The following is an 18,859-nucleotide window of genomic DNA, read 5'->3' as shown; positions in this document are numbered from 1 at the left end:
ATCAACCAGAAAGCAGCCGATAATAAAGGCATGAGATGGATCGTTCTTGCAGTTCTTTTTATGACCCCTCCCGCGTGGTCCAAAACTGTGAAGCTGAGCACGGACGATGGCTATGCGCCTTACACCGGACAGAAGCTGTCACGCGGTGGTATGGTGACTGAGATCGTGCAGGAAGTGGTTTCCGGCATGGGGCACTCGGTGGATTTGACCTGGCTGCCATGGCGGCGCGGTTTTGAAAAAGCCAGACAAGCGCAGTTCGACGGCCTTTTCCCTTATTTGAAAACCGCCGACCGGGAAAAAGAGTTCCTGTTCTCTGAACCTCTTTATGAAATCCGTAACACCGTTTTTTCCTTAAAAGGGGAAAGTGGTTTTTATTCCAGCCTTGAAAGTCTGAAGGGCAAAACCTATTGCCTGCCGCTGGGGTGGGCTCCTGCGACCCATGAGCTGGCGGAGTTGGTGCAGAAAAAACGTGTGAAGGTGTTTGAAGCGCTGAACACGTCCACCTGTGCAAAGATGGTCAATAGCGGGCGCGCGGATTTCTTTGTCACAGATGATGCTCAAGGGGAAGCGGCATTGCGTGAAACCGGGCTTGTGGAAAGCATCAGTCTGACTCCGCACCTGCTGCCGAAAACACAGTTGTATTTTATTATCAGTCGCAGTCACCCAAATGGCGTAGAGTTCGTGAGGAAGTTCAATGAGTCTTTGATGGATCTTAAAAAATCCGGAAGCTATGAGAAAATTGTTCTGCGGCATCTTCGCAGCGAAACACCTGCTGCCAGTGGGTTCCCACACAACAGCGAAAAAAGTCCCTTGAAAAAATCCTATTCAGCGCTTTGATCTTCCATCTATACAGTGACGAAGGTGTCCCGTCCCCAGGGCCGCACTCGGGTGCAGTGTCGATTTCTTGGACACCCCGGGCGGTGCGGCCTTCAATATAAAGCTTCCTCGGCTTTGCACGACTCTTGAAACATCAGTTCCTGAATGCCCTAAATTTTAAGGCGGCGAGGACTTCATATGAAACTAAAAGCATGGCTATTGGGTGGTGCTCTTCTGATGTCGGCTCAGGCGTTTGCCGAGCAGTATTGGGTTCCCGACAATCGTCCGCCAAGATTCTGCCTGCAGAACTTCAATGCTTATGGTCCCGTTTACGCCAAGGGAATCGAAGAACGCACCGGGCGCATGACCGCGCTCTTACAAGGCATCCCCAAGTGTGACGTTGTTCACCTGCAGGAAGTCTGGAATGATTCGCAAATCAATCAAATTGAAAATGACCTGAAAAGACAATACAGCATCAGTGCACCCAATAAAACCGAACGCATCGGTGTGATGTCTTTGTTCATGGGCGATGTGAAGGGCACAGAAACCCATGCCTTTGCGGTTAACAATGAAGGCGGAGTACTGGATACTGTTCGAGAAGCCCTCAATGTGCGTAAAGCCTTCCACGTCGTTAAGTCCGGATTCTTTGGCATCGACGAGGATTTTTATTTTATTAATACTCATTTGCACCCGACGTCCGAAGCCGTGCGCCTGACTCAAGTTCTGGATCTGTTGCGCTGGCGCATGGATCATCAGGATCTGAAGATGCTTTTGTCCGGGGATTTCAATGCCAATGTCGACAGTGTCGAGCGCGGTTTTGTGATGGCGACTCTGGCTACACGAGACGCCATGGAAGATGCCATGGGCGGATACCCCAAAAAAGGCTATTGCACTTACTGCGCAAGAAACCCGCTGGGCTGGTTGTTCAGCGATCAGGTTTTTGATTATATCTTCTATTCTAACGTGGGTCAGTCCGGCACGACGCTTCAGGTGGTGGACGGGCAGGTGAATATGCAGGGGACTCCACGCCGACCGTTGTCTGATCATTATGGTGTGCGTGTGCAGTTCTCAGTGGATCCGAAAACTTCTGAAACCAATGCGCTGGGTATCGAGCTTCGCAGGTCTTATGCCCTGGACAACTTTGCCAAAGCCGAAAAGATTCTGGCGGCGGCCAAAGAGCCCGAGTTCAAACCATACCTTGAGGCTTTGCGCAAAATGACAGAACAGCTGCAGACCAAGTCCGGCGCGTTCTGGAACTATTTCTCAAGCTTCCGTTAATTCAAGCCTGACTTTGTTGGTGGCAGTTTCGAAATGCGCGCGTTGATCTTTTCAAGATCGCGCGCCAGTTTTGATTTGTGGGAAATCCCAAAGACCCCGAATTCCTCTGTGATCGGCGGACCAATGCGTTTGAAAGTCTTCAGCGGAATGCCTTCGCTTTTGGCGTAAAATTCCAGCACCTGGGTGTTGCAGATAAACAGACTGATATCGCCGGATAAAAGTTTGCGCATTCCCTGAATCACGTCCTGCACTTCAACTTTTTTGGCCAGCGGGGACTTCAGGTAACTTCCGAAGGGCTCGGCGTATTCATAGCCCAGCACGAAACCCAGGTTGTGATTGCGCAGCTCTTCGGTGGTTTTCCAGTTCAGCTGGCTCAGATACTGGCTGGAGGCCAGCGTCCATACGGCCTCTTCGGAAGGGAAGATTTTTTTGGTGAAGAGCAGATAGTCTTTTTTGGGATCAATCTGCATCGGTCCGATAACGTCGACGCTGCCTTGTTCGGCGGCTTTTAAAGCGCGCTTCCACGGGATGATGCGGACTTCGATGTCTTTGCGGGGAATTTCCAGAACTTTTTCCAGGGCCTCAAGGGCCAGGCCTTTGGCTTCGCCATTTTCTTCATAGATGAACGGCGGATAGGGATCTGAGGCGAAGATGATTTTCTTGGCCTCGGCCCAGGGGGAAAAAAGAAATAAAACCAGCATCAGCAATGGCATTGGATTTCCCTTTTCCCTGATTGTCTAATCCAAATGCTTTGGAGTAAAGGCTTCGGGGAAGATTTCCGGGAACTGGAAGGTCTTGATTTTGCCTTGCAGGTTCGCGGTGTGAATCATGGTGTGTTCATTGGCAAATTCTGCGATCACCTGACGGCAGAATCCGCACGGTGGCCATGGTTTTTCAGCATCGCTGACAACCAGCACTTCCTTGATCAGCTTGTGTGCGCCTTCGCTGACGGCTTTAAAGATGGCCACGCGTTCAGCACACACGGTGCCGCCGTAAGAGGCGTTTTCAACATTACAGCCATTGAAAATCTGACCATCGCTCATCAGTACTGCTGCGCCAATCAAGGCGTCGGAATAAGGGGCGTGGGCTTTTTTCTGTGCCTTGCAGGCGGCTTCAAATAGTTTTTTCTGTGTATCGTTCATAGGTTTGCATTCTCTAATATTTTGCCAAGTTCGATCAAGGGCAAACCTTGAATCGCGGTGAAATCCTGGCTTTCAATTTTATCAAACAGCATGATGCCGTGTTTTTCAATTTTATAGCTGCCGGCGCAATCAATCGGATTGTCCAGATGCACATAGCGTTCAATCTGGGCGCGGGTCATTTTTTTCATGTGCATGCGGGTGATGTCGGTGTAGGCGATTTTCTTGTCGCCGTCATACACGCAGATTGCCGTGATCAGGTCGTGGGTTTTTCCCTGCATGGACATAAGCTGCTCCACCGCGTTTTCTGCCGTGTGGGCCTTGCCGATAATGCGGCCTTCGAAGGACACCAGTTGGTCTCCGCCAATGACGACTTTGCCGGCGGCTTTAAGGCTTGCGGCTTTCAGGTCCGCCAGTTTTTCAGCCAGGGCCTGGGGGGGCAGGGACGGGTCTTTTTCTTTTTCTTCGTCAATCAAAGGCGCTTGGGCCGAATAGCTGTAAGCCAATCGAGAAAGAAGCTCTTGGCGGTATTTGGACGTGCTTGCGAGGATCAGTTGCTTTTGTGACATAGGGGCTCAATATATCGCTTCTTATCGAGGGCGACACTCTTTTCGGGCTCTGCCTTGCGGTGCTTCAAAGGCCCCTGGGCAGTACCTGTCTGAAAAAGCTTCGCTGGGTGGTAAAAGTGAGAGCCATTTACAGGAAATTGCGATAAGACCAGCAGTGAATTGGATATAAATTTATGACGAAACAATCTCTTCCTGACGTAGCCAAAGAAACCCATTCTGAACGTTTTGCCCCGATCGACTGGGTCGGCATGGGCGCTATCGAACTGCCGGTGATGCTGAAGCAGACCGATGGGGTTTACCGCATTCCCGCGCGCGTGGATGCGAAAGTCAGCCTTGATAAAAAACCCTCCCGTGGCATCCACATGTCACGCCTGTATCTTTTGTCCCAGGAGCTTCTGACCAGGTCTGAACTTTCTTTGGGCCTTCTGGGCAATGTAACGACGGAATTCCTGCGCACGCACGAAGACCTTTCCACCAAAGCTTTGGTTCAGGTTCAGTTTGAAGCGCCTCTGATTCGCAAAGCTTTGAAAAGTGCGAATCAGGCATGGCGCTCGTATCCGGTGATCACTTCGGCTTTCAACGAAGAAGGGCAGATCAGTTACTTCGTTGAAGTGGTGGTGACTTATTCCAGCACTTGTCCCGCGTCGGCGGCCTTGTCCCGTCAGCTGATTCAGGATGGTTTCAAACAGAATTTCTCGACTGACAAACCTTTGGATTTCGATGTGGTTCATTCCTGGTTGGGAACTCCGCAAGGGATCGTGGCGACTCCGCACGCGCAACGCAGTTTTGCCCGCGTGAAAGCGGAAGTCGGGGCGAACTACAACTATGGCGATCTGATCGACATCGTTGAAGAGGCTTTGCAGACCGCCGTTCAAGGCGCAGTGAAACGCGAGGACGAGCAGGAGTTCGCACTTCGTAACGGCCAGAACCTGATGTTCTGTGAAGATGCCGCTCGCCGTGTGAAGGAAGCTTTGGATGCCAAGGCGGATGTTTTGGACTATGTGGCTGAATTCAGCCATGTTGAGAGCCTGCACCCTCACAATGCCGTTTCTCATATCTCTAAGGGCTTGAAACTACGTAGTTTTTAGTCCTCCAGTGTCAACTTACTGGAAACCAACTGAAAATGATTCTTAATAATGTGGACATCTCCAGGGGCTTCCCCTATAAAGAAGCCCTGAGGTGACCATGGGTAAAGACGCAGTTCCATTTCTTCCAAGACAGCATGATGACGACATCGTCGTACACGCCGATCAATTCGACGAAGCCGAATTGAAGCGCATCATCCGCGCCTTGAATCTGAAGGTCACCAGCCAGCGTATGGCGATCCTGAAAGCCCTGCATGAAGGCCGTCGTCACGTCACCGCTCAAGAGCTTTATGAAAAACTGAACAAAGAACATCCGGATATTGGTTTCGCTACTGTCTATCGTTTCCTAAGAACCCTGACTGAAGGCACTTTTGTGACGGAAGTCCGCATGGGTGGTTTGCCAGCTCGTTACGAGCTGACTCCAAAAGGTCACCACGATCACTTGACGTGCGTGAAGTGCGGTAAGATCTGTGAGTTCGAGAATAAAGCCATCGAAGGACTTCAAGAGAAGGTGGCGAATCAGTTTGGATTCAAACTGACTCATCACATCCTGGAGTTGTATGGTGTTTGCCCGTCCTGCCAAGCCAAGAATCTTTAAAGGCGACCGTTGAAAAAGGCCCATCTGACTTCGTTGTCGGGCCTTTCGCTGCTCTCCGACGTGCTTGAAGCACGCCTCCGTTTCGCGAAAAACCCTCCGCCTTGCATCTGGACCTTTTTGAACGGTCTTCGCTCCCGGTATTTTTGGGGACGGGGATCGGGGAATGGCTGCGCTTTGCGGCCGCCCGGATCGCTCGGCTTCGCCATCGCTTGCTTTTGGTCGGGGTCAGGACGTTCAAAAAGGTTCAGCGGCGAGGCGGAGAGTCTCAGCTGTAGCGGAAGCGTACTTAATGTACGCTGGAGTGGAAGATGAGGCTCGACAACGAAGACGAAGGGCCTTTTTCAACGTCCTGTTAAGTCTTGAATTGGAACGGCCGATAAACTCTTTATGAAGTTGGCTATGAAACGGTGGGGAGTTTTCCTGCTGATTCCTCTTATTTTGGGTGTGAGCAGTGGCGGGGTTGTTGAACTCGAAGGCTACTTTAATGCTCGTTACTCGGCTAACTTTTTGAAATCCACTCGTAACGTCAAGTTTGTCATGCCTCCGGGGACGCGGGGGAAAATTGAAGAAACAAAACAGTTTGGTTCAGGTAATTATGGCCTGAAGGTGGAAGTGCTTTCCGGCAAGCATAAGGGAGAGAAGGTTTGGGTATACTACAAACCAGCAAATCCCGGGATGAAGCTTTTTGAAAATTCTGAGGCTGCTGGCGAAGCTTTGGCATCTGCTGAAGTTGAAAAGTCCAAGTCGGTCGAGACTACACGCAAGACTGAGGCTTTGCGTGTTCCTGCGGCGGCTGAAAAGGCCGAAGAAAAACAGGCTGTTCAAGAGCTGAATCAGCAGATTCGTGATGCCAATAAAAAAGTTCAAGAGACCAAGCCTTGTGATGGCTGTGAAGTGGTCAAAGAACAAGCCCGCGATACGGTGCCGAATGATTCTGCGAAAGTTGTCAGCACTTTTGCGCCGAGGGCTTCTTCGGATGCGCCGGTGTTGCGTTCTCCGACTCGCACGGTGAATCCGTTTGGGATTCGTCCGACTCGTTGTCGCACCGTGGGTACTTATGACAGTTGTGTTTTTGAAGGGGACAGTTCCGAGGGGAAATTCAAACTTCGAAATATGGGTCCCAACAAAGTTGTTTCCAAGGGTGACTACCGCATTCGTGAATGGTCTTTCGAATACGAAGCAGGGGCTCGTCAGGATATTGGAATCAGTATCAGTGATTCTCCAAATTCGACGGTCAGTCACACGCAGGAAAGTTACATCATGCTGTTCCCGCGTAAAACCCTGCCGCATATTCGTGTGGAAGGAAATCGTCAGATCGTGACCCTGCCCACTGGGGAAACGGTGACCTACAATGCTCAAACCCGTGAAGTCATCGGGGGTGCCTTTTCTGAAGACGGTCCCATGACTGGCGGAGGCAAAATTCTGGCGCCTGCCAAGGTTTCTTACCGCGGTAACGGCGTCATGGTCCGGGTCGATCGTCGAGGTGAAGAACCACGTCTGCTGGCAAACGGCACGGCGACGGTGACCAAACAAGGCAAATCCTGCAAAGTCCCTGTGCGCGATCTGTGGCCGAATCAGGCTCAGAACTCTCCCGTGCACTTCAAATACTTCTCCGATTCGGATTTCGATACATATCTTAAAAGAAAATGCGGCTTCGGCCTTTAAGAGGTGCCTGGTTGTTTTTTCTGGCTAAGGCGCGTTTAACGCTGCATTGCCAGAAAAAACAACCAGGCACCTTTCCTTTTTACGAGGGGCGTTTTAGACTTTGGAGTTATGTCGCATGCTGAAGATGGAATCGTAGTTAAGGGTGCAAAAGAGCATAATCTGAAGAATGTCAGTGTGACTATTCCGCGCAATAAGATCACCGTATTTACGGGGTTGAGTGGCAGCGGGAAGTCGTCGCTGGCGTTTGATACCGTGTATGCTGAAGGTCAGCGTCGTTATGTGGAAAGTCTTTCTGCTTACGCGCGCAACTTCCTTGAACAGCTTAAAAAACCGGAAGTCGATTCCATCACCGGGCTTTCTCCGGCCATAGCGATTGACCAAAAATCTGTCAGCACCAATCCGCGCTCCACAGTGGGCACGGTGACCGAGATCTATGATTATCTTCGTTTGCTTTTTGCGAAGCTGGGGATTCCCGAGTGTCCGACTCACCACATTCCGGTCAGCAGCCAGACCCCGCAGCAGATCATTGAAGAGGTCTTTAAAAAAGGTGTCGGCACCAAGTTCTTTGTTCTGGCGCCGATGGCTTCCGGTAAAAAGGGTGAGTTCCTGGCGGAATTCCAACGCTGGGCTAAAAAAGGATTCGTGAAAGCCAAAGTCGACGGCAAGATGATTGAACTCGACAAGGCCACAAAACTTGCCAAGACCAAAACGCACGATATTGATCTGGTCGTGGATCAGTTGATTCTGAAGGATTCACTGAAGCTGCGCCTTTCTGAAAGCATCAATACGGCGCTTAGCATGGCCAACGGCCGCGTGATCATTGAAACCCTGGACGGCGAGCGCACGAACTATTCTTTGCACTCGGCGTGTCCAGAGTGTGGTTACAGTTTCCCCGAGATTGAACCTCGTTTGTTCAGTTTCAACAATCCGCGCGGGGCTTGCCCGACGTGCCATGGGTTGGGCACGATCGATCTGGAGGAAGAAGAGCAGTTCTCTGACGGCGAAGTCGGCGGCAAGAAACTGGATAAAGTCGTCTACAAATACAAAGGCAAAAAAACTTCGGACGATGAGGACGAAGAGGGCGAAGAGATGGTTCTGAACGACTGTCCGGATTGCCACGGCGCTCGTTTAAAAAATGAAGCTCTGAATATCCGTCTGGGTGGCAAAACCATTGCCGAGCTTTCCGACCTCGGTGCGATCGAACTGCGCGACTGGGTTGCCAAACTTCAATGGAAATCCAAAGATCAGCTGATTGCTGAAAAAATTGTAAAACAAATTCTGGCGCGTCTGGATTATCTGATTCGCGTGGGCACCGGGTATCTTTCGCTCAGTCGTCCTTCGCGCACCCTGTCCGGTGGCGAAGCCCAGCGCATTCGTCTGGCGACCCAAGTGGGATCATCCTTGATTGGCTGTCTGTATGTCATGGATGAACCAAGCATCGGCTTGCATCCGCGCGATCATCATAGACTTCTTGATATCATCGGCGAACTGAAAGAGCGTGGGAACACCATCTTGTTGGTCGAACACGACGAAGACACCATCCGTTATGCTGACTTCGTGGTCGATCTGGGACCTCGTGCCGGGGTTCTGGGTGGCGAGATGATGGCGCAAGGGACTCCGGATGAGCTGGCGGCCAACCCGAATTCTTTGACCGGAAAATATCTGAACGGTGAAATGCGCATTCCGATCCCGAAAGAACGCCGTAAAGGCAACGGGCAGGTTGTGCGTTTGACCGGAGCCACCGGGAACAACCTGCAAAACGTCGATCTGGAAATCCCACTGGGGACTTTCACCACCGTGACCGGAGTTTCGGGTTCTGGAAAAAGCACCCTGATCATCGATACACTTTACAAGATTTTAGCGCAGCACTTTTATAAGGCTTTGGCGCAACCTTCGCCTTACAAGAAAATTGAAGGCCTGGATAAGATCGACAAGGTCATCGATATCAATCAAAGACCGATCGGGCGCACACCGCGCTCGACACCGGCAACCTATGTCGGATTGTTCCCGATGATTAGGGATTTATTCGCGAATCTGCCGGATTCGAAACTGCGCGGTTACGAGCCGGGGCGTTTCAGTTTTAACGTCAAGGGTGGGCGCTGTGAAACCTGTATGGGCCACGGGCAGATCCGTATGGAGATGCACTTCTTAAGTGACGTCTTCGTGACCTGCGACACCTGTCAGGGCCGTCGTTACAACCGCGAGACTTTGAATATCAAGTACAAATCCAAATCCATCGCGGACGTTCTGGAAATGAGCGTGGGCGAGGCCTTGGAATTCTTCCGCAACCACACTCAGATTTACCGCAAGCTTGAAACCCTGCACCGGGTGGGGCTTGATTACATGACCCTGGGGCAAAGCTCGACAACCCTGTCGGGTGGTGAAGCCCAGCGCGTGAAGCTTTCCAAAGAGCTTTCCCGCCGTGGCACCGGTAAGACGCTTTACATTTTGGACGAACCGACCACGGGTTTGCATTTCGATGACGTCCGCAAACTGGTCGAACTGATTCAGGAACTGGCTGATCAAGGGAACACCGTGCTGGTCATTGAGCACAACATGGAAGTCGTCAAATCGTCGGACTATGTGATTGATCTGGGGCCGGACGGCGGCAAAGGTGGAGGTCAGATCGTGGCCGCCGGAACACCTGAAAAAGTGGCCAAGGTCACTGCCAGTGAAACGGGCAAATTCCTGAAGCCCTTATTAAAATAAAGCTTTAAAAAGACCCGGCTAAAACCGGGTCTTTTGACATCCTGTGTCCCCCGAAGCGGTCCTTGATTCTTTGGGCTGAATCGGTGAAATCTGTGGGAATGAAATACTTTACAGGTTCCTTTGTCTTTACCTTCTTTGGTTTGATCGCCTCGTACTTTGTGGGTCATTTTTATGGCGGCACAGTCGCGGCGGGTTTTCAGGCTTTGTTTATCGCTACGATTCTGGCGATTCTTGAAATCTCTTTGTCTTTCGATAATGCCATCGTGAATGCCGTGGTTTTGAAAGAGATGACTCCGGTTTGGCGTCATCGCTTCCTGACGTGGGGTATGTTGATCGCGGTCTTCGGGATGCGTTTGGTGTTCCCGTTGTTGATCGTGACCTTCATGGCTGACGTCAACCCTTGGGAAGCTCTGGTGATCGCGGCGACCAAGCCGGATGATTACGCCAAGATGATGCTGGATGCTCACTTGCAAGTGGCCGCCTTCGGTGGAAGCTTCCTGTTGATGGTGGCACTGAAGTACTTCTATGACGGCAGCAAAGATCTGCACTGGATCCCGTTCATCGAAAAGCCAACTCGCTACATCGGCAGCAAAGTGGAAGCGATCGAAGTGTGCTTGACCTTGATCATTCTGATCCTGATCACGCACTTCCTGAAAAGCCACGAGCAGCTTCCGTTCCTGATGGCCGGTATGGCGGGCCTGATCACTTATGTGATCGTGGATGGCATCGGTTCGTGGTTGGAAGCGTCTGATGATCAAATCAAAGACGTGCACAAAGCCAGCGCCGGTATGTTCCTGTATCTGGAAGTTCTGGATGCGTCCTTCAGCTTTGACGGTGTTGTGGGCGCGTTTGCGATCACGCACAATCTGTTCATTATCATGATCGGTCTAAGCATCGGGGCGTTCTTCGTGCGTAGCTTGACTATCATGTTCGTGGAAAAAGAAGCCCTGACCAAGTTCGCGTTCCTGGAGCACGGGGCCTTCTATGCGATTGGTTTGCTGGCGATGATCATGCTGGCGGATCCGTTCCTGCATATCCCAGAGTGGTTCACCGGTTTGAGCGGTGGGGTGATCATCCTGACATCCTTCATCTGGTCCCTGAAAAAGGGCGATGTTCAAGCTTCCCACTAAAAATAAAAAGCCTGCTTCAAAGAGCAGGCTTTTTTTAGGTCTTCGGGCTTTCGGTTTTGCTCGCGGTGTCCGTCAGGATCTGCAGAACCGAGGCAATCATAATTATCACCGCCCCCGAAATCTGGAACCAGCTCAGTCGCTCGCTTAAAATTATAAACCCGAAAAGCGCCGCAAACGGGGATTCCAGCAAAAACAGCATGCTTGCAGTGGAATCTGAAAGCACCTTCTGCGTGCGTATCTGCAGGTAAAAGGCGATGATGCTGGACCCAAGGCCCAGACACAGAATCCCCAGAAGCGGTTTTGTGTCTGAAAAATGCCAGCTGATTTGTTCCTGTGTGAACAGCAACGGAGTCAGTGCCAGCAGGCACCACGCCGACTGGAAATTGTTGAAACGAAACGCGTTGCCGACTTTGTTTGAAATCTTTCCGATATAGATAATATGAAAAGCCGCAAACACCGAACAGCCCAGCGTCCACAGGTCGCCCGAATTGATTCCGGAAAGATTGGCATCGACCAGAATGAAAGTTCCCAGTAAGGCCAGGGCGGTCAGTGCATAGTTCTTCCAGTTGCCGGAAGATTTAAAGAACCACGCATTGAACAGCGGCACCAAAATCACATACAGACTGGTCAGAAATCCGCTCTTGGTGGCGGTGGTGTATTTCAATCCGATGGTTTGCAAAAGCAGCATGCCGCCCAGAAGAAGGCCGGCGGGCAGGGCGCGAAAGATTTCCTCACGCAAGCTGGTGAAGTTCGGGCCTTTGATGATCAGGTATAAAAATTCGCCGATGACAGAGGCGATGACAAAGCGGAAGAACAGGGTCTCTACCGGAGTGAAGGCCTCCAGAGCCCAGACGGTGGCGACAAAGCCGAAGCCCCAAAGGACTCCGGCGAAGATCAGCTCCAGAGCCGCGCGATTTTTAGTCAAACGCCTCGGCCCAGATTTTTGTTTTATCAAAGCCGTCGACTTCCAGAAGCTGGTGTTTCACGTCTTTGATCATGCCGCCGTTACCGCAAAGGTAGAACGTCGTCGGAATGTTTTTGTAATCAAATTCAGAGATAAAGTTCTGAACATAGCCTTTTTTGCCTTTCCAGTCGTCTTGTGGACGGCTCAGGACAAATTCAAACTTGAAGTCAGGCAATGCATTTTGCAGCTCTTCGATCTCTTTTTGGTAGTACATGTCCTTTTCGGTGCGCACACCAAACAGCATGCGGTAACGAAGGTTCGGGTACTGCTCTTTTTTGGAAAGCAGATAGCACAAGTGTTGGGACAAGCCGGTACCCGTGTTCAGGAAGACGATTTGCTCCGTTGGAGGCTCTTGGAAGAAGACTTTACCGAACGGGCCGGTGAAGTTCAGAAGCTCGCCGCCTTTGAGTTGCCAAACGAAAGTCGAGGCTAAGCCGTTTTCTACGAATTTGAAAAGCAGTCGGAATCCATTTTTGGTGCGGTCATCAGATGCGATAGAGTAAGCACGCAAAGCGGGCTTTGCCTCGCCCTGAGGCACGTGAAGCATGACGAACTGGCCCGCTTTAAAGCCGAATTCATTCGGAGTTTCCGTCTTCAGGACCAATTCACGCACCGTTGGGGTGTGGTCGATGATTTCTTCAACTCTCATGTGATAGATAGTACGAGCGGCAGACATAAGGCTCCTTCATAATCGGTCCCGTCTTCATAAACCGAAAAACCCAGACAGTCCAATATTTTAGCTTGTTACAAAACCTCGCATTCAATAAAATTGAAGCACAGCAGTGAGGTATATATCGTGAATAGTGCGCAGCATCTTGTATTGTCCGTATTATTGTCTTTTGCGTCCTTTGCACACGCTCAAACGCCAGAGGGAACACCCGCAGCGGCGCCAAATCCGGCCCCGGCGGAAGCCACTGAGTCTACGGAAGAAATTCCGGCGCCTCAACGCTCCTTGCTAAAGACAGCGGCGACTCGTGATTTCAATAAGCCCCTTTATTTCGATCAGCTGGATAATGGCGTGATCCTGCCTCCCTTGGAGATGGAATACGACCTGAGCGCTGCTGGCGGGAAAAATCTGAAAATCGGGAACGTGCAACTGAACGAGAAGAACTTCTTCTTCGCCCTTTTGCCACTGGGTAAAACTCACTCACAAATCAATCAGATCCTTGGCAGCGGTGAAGCCGGTAAAGTGGCTTTGGTGATGGCATGGCCTGAAAAACTGATGAGCCACGGAACAATCGAGATGATCTCTCGTACTGGAACTGTGCTTTGGAGTTATTCCTTCACAGAAGCGGATCGCACCCAATGGCAAAAACAACTGGATACGTGGAGAAAAGAACTGGTTGCGAAAGGTGTTCCGTCAAAAGACGTGGTTCGCTCCGGCATCTTCGGTTCTCAGTTTGCGATCAGTGATGCTGAATCTGCGAAGGCTCCATTCTGGGGTCAGAAGGAATCTTTCCGCTTCTGTCTGACTCAGACGGATGGTCGTAATTCCACGAAAATGTGTTCTCAGCGTTACGGTTCCAAATCCAGCGGTAAGACGGTGGTGATGGGGAAAGTGCGTGCGGATGCGGTGACTCCGCGAGTGCTGGTGAATAACGAAGAGGCGGCATTGAAGAATTCCGTTCCCGTGGCGGCGGACATGCCAAGTTCTTTCTTTGCAGAATTGGGAACCGGCGAGTCCTATGAATTTGTGACTTTGCCAAACAAGCTGGAGCTGATGGACATTTCTGACACCAAGAAGCCGGGTGTTTTAAGAATTGTCGGCTATGACACGCGCCCGGTGGGACGTTCAGTCATTTTGAATCCGGATCAGTACAGTTCCTTCACCAAGATGCTGGGCTTTGAATCCACGATTGGTGATCCACGTAAATTCTGGGCGGCCGCGATCAAGAAAGACGATCCAAAAATTTATCTGCCAGGCCAGGGCGGCGGTATCTTTAAACAGAAATTCGAACTGTCGGAAATCCCGCGCACTCAGTCCCGTGTTTACCTGAGCAAAAGAACTCCGACCGGTACATACATCGATGGTATCAAGCTGGAAGGTCGCAAACAGCCGGTGGCTCAAGTGTCTTCCGAGCAGAATTCCGTGAAGGAAAATTCTCAGGATCCAGCGTCTTTCGTGTGGGACTTCAAAGCGACCGAGCGTGGTCAGATCAATCGTTCTTACTTGAATGTGGATATCGACGGCAAGACGTACAAGTCTTACTATGAAATCTATAAAGGTTATCCGCGCGAGCTTTCCGGTCGTTTCACGGCGGTTCAGGCTTCCGGTGAATTCATCTTTATGGGTGAAGTGGCCTACAATCAGTGGTTCGAGGATCTGTTCGGCTGGACCAACTATTGGTTGTCCCGTCAGCGCTGGGGCTTCAGTGCGAAGTACTTCCAGTCTTTCAATCAGTTGAAAGTCGATGCTGCGGGCAACACGGCTCCGCTCAGTGTGATGACTGTCGACTTGAAATACCGTGCAACACCAGGTCTGTGGGGGCGTGATGAATCTGTTGGTGCGATGGTGTCCTATCAGAGCGTGACCTTCGATCAACTGAAGGCGCCGATGCTGGGGGTGGGGGCCTTCTGGGCGCGCTCTATGCCGAAGGTGTTTGATGACTTCTTCAATATCCTGCCATTCATGCGTTATCCAAAATGGGTGGACATGGAATTCATTTACTATGTCAGCTCGATGGATTCCAACGTGACTCTGAATGCGCCAATGTCTCTGAACTTCCACGGTAAGGTGTTGTGGTCCGAGAGATACTTCGGGGAGGCAGGTTTCGGGATGAAACGTTACGGATTCACTGATGGGTCTGTAAATCAGAAAGCCGAACTGAACACGTTCTACGGAACCGTAGGTCTCGGAATCAACTTCTAAGCTGTTGAATTATAAAATCAAAGTGCGAAAGGAAGGCCCCCAAAGCCTTCCTTTTTTTATTCTTTTCATGCGAAGCTTCGTCCCCCAATACTCATTTTTTAAGTAATTACTTGATTACTTATGCAGATTCCGTTAGTTTGGCTTTTAGATAAGTAAGTAATCGCGTACATACATAAGTGAGCTTTTGTTGATATTTGATCAACAATTACAGATAGATACTTCGGAGTCCAAACTCACAGGGTGTTTCGCGATATGCGGAGTTTCCCATGAAAGCCCTCGTTACCGTCCTTTTAACCCTTCTATTTGCCGCACAAGGAATTGCGGCAGACACGTCAACACCACCAGCACGCACGGCAGGTGAGTACGCTCTGAATTTCGGTGCCGTCTATGTGGCACAGTGGAGCGTGTATCTGATCACGCAGGAAAAGACCGTCGCCGATCACGGTTCCTGGGACAATTTCACCAGCTATCCGTTCAAGCCTGAATTTGATAAAGACAGCTTTGACTACAACATCTTCAAACACGCCTTGGCCGGGCAGTATTATTATCTTTTCTATCGCTATCGTGGTTATACCGAAACTGAAGCCTTTGTCTGGACATTCCTTTCTTCGCTGGCTTTCGAGTTTGCGGTGGAAACCTACACCGAGCCTCCAAGCATTCAGGATATCTATCAGACGCCGGTCTTTGGAACTCTTGTGGGGATGGGCTTTGAACGCTTAAGCCATCATCTGCGCGGGCAGGATTCGGCGTGGATGCGCGCTTTGGGCTACGCTCTGAATCCTTTCACCTTGTTGCCAAACTATCCGCAGGAACTGGCGGCGATGCCAAATGTGGGAACGGACTCCCTGGGACTGAATGTGTCCTGGAGGTATTGATATGAAAGAATCACTGTCTGTATTTTTGCTTTCAATGCTGCTGTCGGTGAGTGCCCTGGCGACAGATTTTGAGACCGACAATTGGAGCGACGGTCTGCATCTGCTGGCCGGTGGTGGATTCAATTCTGCTTTGTACACCTCTGATGACGACCATTCCGATGGCGGCGTGGGCGTGAATCTGAAGACCGACCTGCTTTATGTCTTTCATCCCGAATGGGCCGTGGAATGGAGTGCCAGTGTGAAATTCAACCGCATGGAGGACAGTTTCCTTTTATGGGACACACTGCTGACCATGGGGATTCGCACTCAGTTGCCAAAGATTTATCCCGAAATGGAAGGGACGCCTTATGCAAGGCTCTTTGTGGGGCGGGCTCCGACAGTTTTATTTCTGAATGGCGAAACTCCAAAAGGCGTTTCTGATCCCAGCACCAGTCGCATTCATTTCGACGGGCCGGTTGTGGGGTTGGGCTGGGGTATTTTGAAAAAGAATTCGAAAGGACAAGTGTGGTTCACAGAAATCGCTGCCACCGCCCAGACCCTGGAAAGTGAAGAGGACGTGATGATGGACGGTGAAGTGCCCCTGGTCCTTTCCCGCAACCAGGTCACTAACAACGCACGCATTTACAGTATCGCCGTCACCTTCGGGATTTTGGCCTTTTAAGGCAGGTGTGTGATGTGGGAACAAATCGATCATCAGATATTTTTATTCATCAACAGCACTACTGCCAATCCGCTGTTTGATGTGTTTTTTCCATGGTGGACGGACTTTCAGAAATCCCCGTGGTTCCTGTTTATGGTGCTGCCGACTATTCTATTCTGGTTGTTCACGCGAACCCGCGTGAAAGGTGTGTTGGTCGTGGTTTCGGCCACGCTGGTGGCAAGTGTTGCTGATGTCCTTTCCGGAGATCTGATCAAACCCCTGTTTCAACGGGCAAGGCCGTTTCGCTCTGATATCGCCGATCTGGTGATGCTACGCGGGCCACAGCAGGGTGGGTTTTCTTTCCCTTCCAGTCACGCCGTGGATGCCTTTGCATTGGTTGCTTTCATTGCAGTGTTTTATCCCAAAGCAAGAATCCCTCTGCTGGCACTGGCGTCGTTAACAGCTTATTCCCGCGTGTATTGTGGGGTGCACTTCCCGGCAGACGTTGCCGTCGGGGCGCTTCTTGGCGGTCTTCTGGGGGCCGTGCTGGCGCTTATCGCAAAGCAGATCCTGATGAAATGGCAAAGGGGTCCGTCATGAAAAGCCTTGTTGTCGCTTTCTTGTTCGCCTTTTCTGCGGCAGCTCAGGCTGAAGAAAATACTTTTTCGTGGCTTTGGCATCAGGAACTAAAACCCACCATCACAAATTCCTTCGACAGTGGGGGACAGCTGATTTTGCTGGTGGGCACGGCTGCCACGGTGACGGCACGCCAGTACGATCAAACGGTTTATAAAAACAATCTTAATCCCGACAAGCTGATCATGGATAAAGACACCGCCGATATCGGGGCGTATCTGGGAAGTGGTGGCCCGGGGATCGCCATTGCGCTAGCGCAACTGTGGCTGGATCCGCAAAATGGCCTGGCTCATAGCATGGCTCTGGCCCTCACAGCGGCCAGTCACATCACCATGGCCTCTGTCATAGGCCGCGAACGCCCCAGCGGACGAGATTATCTGTCGTTCCCGTCGGGGCACGCATCCTCTTCCTATGCCACGGCCACATCGCTGGCCTACGCGTACGGCTACAAGATCGGCATTCCGGCCTTTGCCTTGGCAACCTTCGTGGCTGCTTCCCGGGTCAGTGAAAACATCCATTGGACCAGCGATGTGGTGGCGGGTGCCGCCTTGGGCATTTATTGGGGCCGCGCCAGCGCCCTGAACACCGGAAAGAGCGACTATAATATAGTCCCCGTCGTCGGGGGCGGAGTCGTGGGTCTCAGCTTCAGTCGCGAGTTTTAGCCCAGATGTCCTACGTTTTAGGGCACCTGTTCAGGTCTTTGACACCTGAACAGGAATTAAACATGGAACCAGTGTGGATTGTGAATTGCTTTAGCATCCGACGTTGAAATGAAAGGACGTTGTATGTTGAAGCTATTAAAGACTGCTGTGCTGTTTTTATGCGCCTTTGCCACGGCTATGGCCGCGACGGCAGACCGCGCTTATGCCTGGGGCAAGAAACGAAGTACTTCCGCCTCTGAATTTATCTCCAATAAAAGAGTCACGGACTCTTTGGTGCAGGATCTGACCTGTAACAAGCTTAGCATCGATGGTATTTACTATCGAATTAAAGCTGACGCCTTTCATGAGTCCCGTAATATGCCCATCACCAATTGGCCTTTCCGCAGCGGCGTAGCCACGATCGCGGGCTGCTGGGCTTTAAGCAGCACCCAGCGCATGATCTCTTATATGGCTCGTTATAATGAGCCAACCAGCTTGCGGATGGACCAGATTTCACCGGGTCTGCTGAATCAGATTCGCGGTGGAACTCTTGAACTTATCAATGACAATCACAACAACGACAACCGCGGCAGCAGCTCCAGCACTGAGCGCATTATCACGCGTTCATTGAGAGCCAACAGCATCTTCCCGGTTCCATCCAATTCTTTGAGCGAAGACAAATGGCACACCAACAGTTTGTGGATGCGTTTGCTGGAAGGCTATGTTGAAAATGTGGATGGCAAGAACGTTCACAGGCATTTCCGTGCAGAGATTGAAGAAAATCAGGCCCGCCACTTCTTCCGTGCCGCCAATATCGGTATGGGTGCGGGTTCGGGTGATCGCAGCGCTAAAAAAAATCAGGAGTCTGTTTCTATTCTGCGCCGTAATGCCGACACCAAACGCCTGACGCTGATTAATCTGCGTGCTGGTCGCACGGCTCAGCACATCGTGATGGTGAAGTCTTACAAGGTCACTAACGACATCATTACCTTTACTGTTTATGACTCGAATCAGCCGTCAAAAGATCAGCTGCTTTATTACTCTGTGAAGAACAGCGCGTTCTATGCGCCGGATATCGTGGGACGCTTCGTGCTTGAAAACACCAGCCGCTCATTGGGCGTGTATGTTGTGGATGAAGACGAGCGGGAAATGCTGGAAGACGCCATGATGGCGCACTATCGCATCAAGTGCCGATAACTTAAGCAGAGCTTGTAAAAGCTTCAGATGACCGCCGTGCAAGGCGGT

General features: G+C 51.1%; 18 protein-coding genes. 13 read left to right on the top strand and 5 right to left on the bottom strand.

Features of this window, described 5'->3' with window-relative positions; genetic code table 11:
- The first annotated feature begins 30 nt into the window (after positions 1 to 30).
- Positions 31 to 837: a substrate-binding periplasmic protein gene (locus BDT_RS12010; RefSeq protein WP_158320236.1), complete on the top strand. Its 807-nt coding sequence runs from the start codon at positions 31 to 33 to the stop codon at positions 835 to 837.
- A gap of 177 nt (positions 838 to 1,014) precedes the next feature.
- Positions 1,015 to 2,094, top strand: a complete 1,080-nt coding sequence (locus tag BDT_RS12005; RefSeq protein ID WP_015091513.1) for an endonuclease/exonuclease/phosphatase family protein — start codon at positions 1,015 to 1,017, stop codon at positions 2,092 to 2,094.
- On the opposite strand, the gene BDT_RS12000 is transcribed toward BDT_RS12005, so the two are convergent.
- From BDT_RS12000 to BDT_RS11990, 3 genes are read right to left on the bottom strand one after another with little or no spacing between them, the layout of a single operon-like run.
- Positions 2,091 to 2,807: a substrate-binding periplasmic protein gene (locus BDT_RS12000; RefSeq protein WP_015091512.1), complete on the bottom strand. Its 717-nt coding sequence runs from the start codon at positions 2,805 to 2,807 to the stop codon at positions 2,091 to 2,093. The two genes, BDT_RS12005 and BDT_RS12000, sit on opposite strands and share 4 nt — an antisense overlap.
- Positions 2,808 to 2,831: 24 nt before the next feature.
- A complete protein-coding gene (locus tag BDT_RS11995; protein ID WP_015091511.1) occupies positions 2,832 to 3,236 on the bottom strand; it encodes a cytidine deaminase in 405 nt (134 codons plus the stop codon).
- Positions 3,233 to 3,802: a Maf family protein gene (locus tag BDT_RS11990; RefSeq protein WP_015091510.1), complete on the bottom strand. Its 570-nt coding sequence runs from the start codon at positions 3,800 to 3,802 to the stop codon at positions 3,233 to 3,235. The genes BDT_RS11995 and BDT_RS11990 overlap by 4 nt, the downstream gene beginning before the upstream one ends.
- A gap of 173 nt (positions 3,803 to 3,975) precedes the next feature.
- Here BDT_RS11990 and folE2 point away from each other — a divergent pair, with 173 nt between their 5' ends.
- The 5 genes from folE2 (at position 3,976) to BDT_RS11960 (ending at position 10,989) form a co-directional block, all read left to right on the top strand.
- A complete protein-coding gene (gene folE2 / locus BDT_RS11985; RefSeq protein ID WP_015091509.1) occupies positions 3,976 to 4,890 on the top strand; it encodes a GTP cyclohydrolase FolE2 in 915 nt (304 codons plus the stop codon).
- Between the two features lie 97 nt (positions 4,891 to 4,987).
- Positions 4,988 to 5,485, top strand: coding sequence for a Fur family transcriptional regulator (locus tag BDT_RS11980; RefSeq protein ID WP_051026306.1), 498 nt, complete (start codon positions 4,988 to 4,990; stop codon positions 5,483 to 5,485).
- A gap of 399 nt (positions 5,486 to 5,884) precedes the next feature.
- Positions 5,885 to 7,150, top strand: coding sequence for a hypothetical protein (locus BDT_RS11970; RefSeq protein WP_015091507.1), 1,266 nt, complete (start codon positions 5,885 to 5,887; stop codon positions 7,148 to 7,150).
- Positions 7,151 to 7,258: 108 nt separating this feature from the next.
- Positions 7,259 to 9,859: an excinuclease ABC subunit UvrA gene (gene uvrA, locus BDT_RS11965; protein WP_015091506.1), complete on the top strand. Its 2,601-nt coding sequence runs from the start codon at positions 7,259 to 7,261 to the stop codon at positions 9,857 to 9,859.
- A gap of 98 nt (positions 9,860 to 9,957) precedes the next feature.
- Positions 9,958 to 10,989 (top strand): DUF475 domain-containing protein, encoded by a 1,032-nt coding sequence (locus tag BDT_RS11960; protein ID WP_041578352.1) that lies wholly within the window; start codon positions 9,958 to 9,960, stop codon positions 10,987 to 10,989.
- A gap of 34 nt (positions 10,990 to 11,023) precedes the next feature.
- Here BDT_RS11960 and BDT_RS11955 read toward each other — a convergent pair whose 3' ends face one another.
- Positions 11,024 to 11,914 (bottom strand): DMT family transporter, encoded by an 891-nt coding sequence (locus BDT_RS11955; protein ID WP_015091504.1) that lies wholly within the window; start codon positions 11,912 to 11,914, stop codon positions 11,024 to 11,026.
- Entirely contained in the window at positions 11,907 to 12,629 is a 723-nt protein-coding gene (locus tag BDT_RS11950) for an FAD-binding oxidoreductase (protein ID WP_015091503.1), read from the bottom strand. The genes BDT_RS11955 and BDT_RS11950 overlap by 8 nt, the downstream gene beginning before the upstream one ends.
- Positions 12,630 to 12,749: 120 nt before the next feature.
- Here BDT_RS11950 and BDT_RS11945 point away from each other — a divergent pair, with 120 nt between their 5' ends.
- The 6 genes from BDT_RS11945 to BDT_RS11920 all read left to right on the top strand — a co-directional run bounded on the left by BDT_RS11945 (position 12,750) and on the right by BDT_RS11920 (position 18,811).
- On the top strand, positions 12,750 to 14,822 hold the full coding sequence (locus BDT_RS11945) for a hypothetical protein (RefSeq protein WP_235046106.1): 2,073 nt from the start codon (positions 12,750 to 12,752) through the stop codon (positions 14,820 to 14,822).
- Positions 14,823 to 15,088: 266 nt separating this feature from the next.
- Complete coding sequence (locus tag BDT_RS11940; protein ID WP_015091500.1) at positions 15,089 to 15,697, top strand: DUF3943 domain-containing protein; 609 nt, start codon at positions 15,089 to 15,091, stop codon at positions 15,695 to 15,697.
- A 1-nt stretch (position 15,698) separates the two neighbouring features.
- On the top strand, positions 15,699 to 16,358 hold the full coding sequence (locus BDT_RS11935) for a hypothetical protein (RefSeq protein WP_015091499.1): 660 nt from the start codon (positions 15,699 to 15,701) through the stop codon (positions 16,356 to 16,358).
- Positions 16,359 to 16,370: 12 nt separating this feature from the next.
- Positions 16,371 to 16,937 (top strand): phosphatase PAP2 family protein, encoded by a 567-nt coding sequence (locus BDT_RS11930; RefSeq protein WP_015091498.1) that lies wholly within the window; start codon positions 16,371 to 16,373, stop codon positions 16,935 to 16,937.
- Positions 16,934 to 17,635: a phosphatase PAP2 family protein gene (locus BDT_RS11925; protein WP_015091497.1), complete on the top strand. Its 702-nt coding sequence runs from the start codon at positions 16,934 to 16,936 to the stop codon at positions 17,633 to 17,635. The genes BDT_RS11930 and BDT_RS11925 overlap by 4 nt, the downstream gene beginning before the upstream one ends.
- 123 nt (positions 17,636 to 17,758) lie before the next feature.
- A complete protein-coding gene (locus BDT_RS11920; protein WP_015091496.1) occupies positions 17,759 to 18,811 on the top strand; it encodes a hypothetical protein in 1,053 nt (350 codons plus the stop codon).
- Positions 18,812 to 18,859 lie beyond the last annotated feature (48 nt).

It is taken from the genome of Bdellovibrio bacteriovorus str. Tiberius (assembly GCF_000317895.1).
Lineage (GTDB): Bacteria > Bdellovibrionota > Bdellovibrionia > Bdellovibrionales > Bdellovibrionaceae > Bdellovibrio > Bdellovibrio bacteriovorus_F.
The sequence above is the reverse complement of the archived record's forward strand: the minus strand, read 5'-3'. Positions and strand labels throughout refer to the sequence as shown.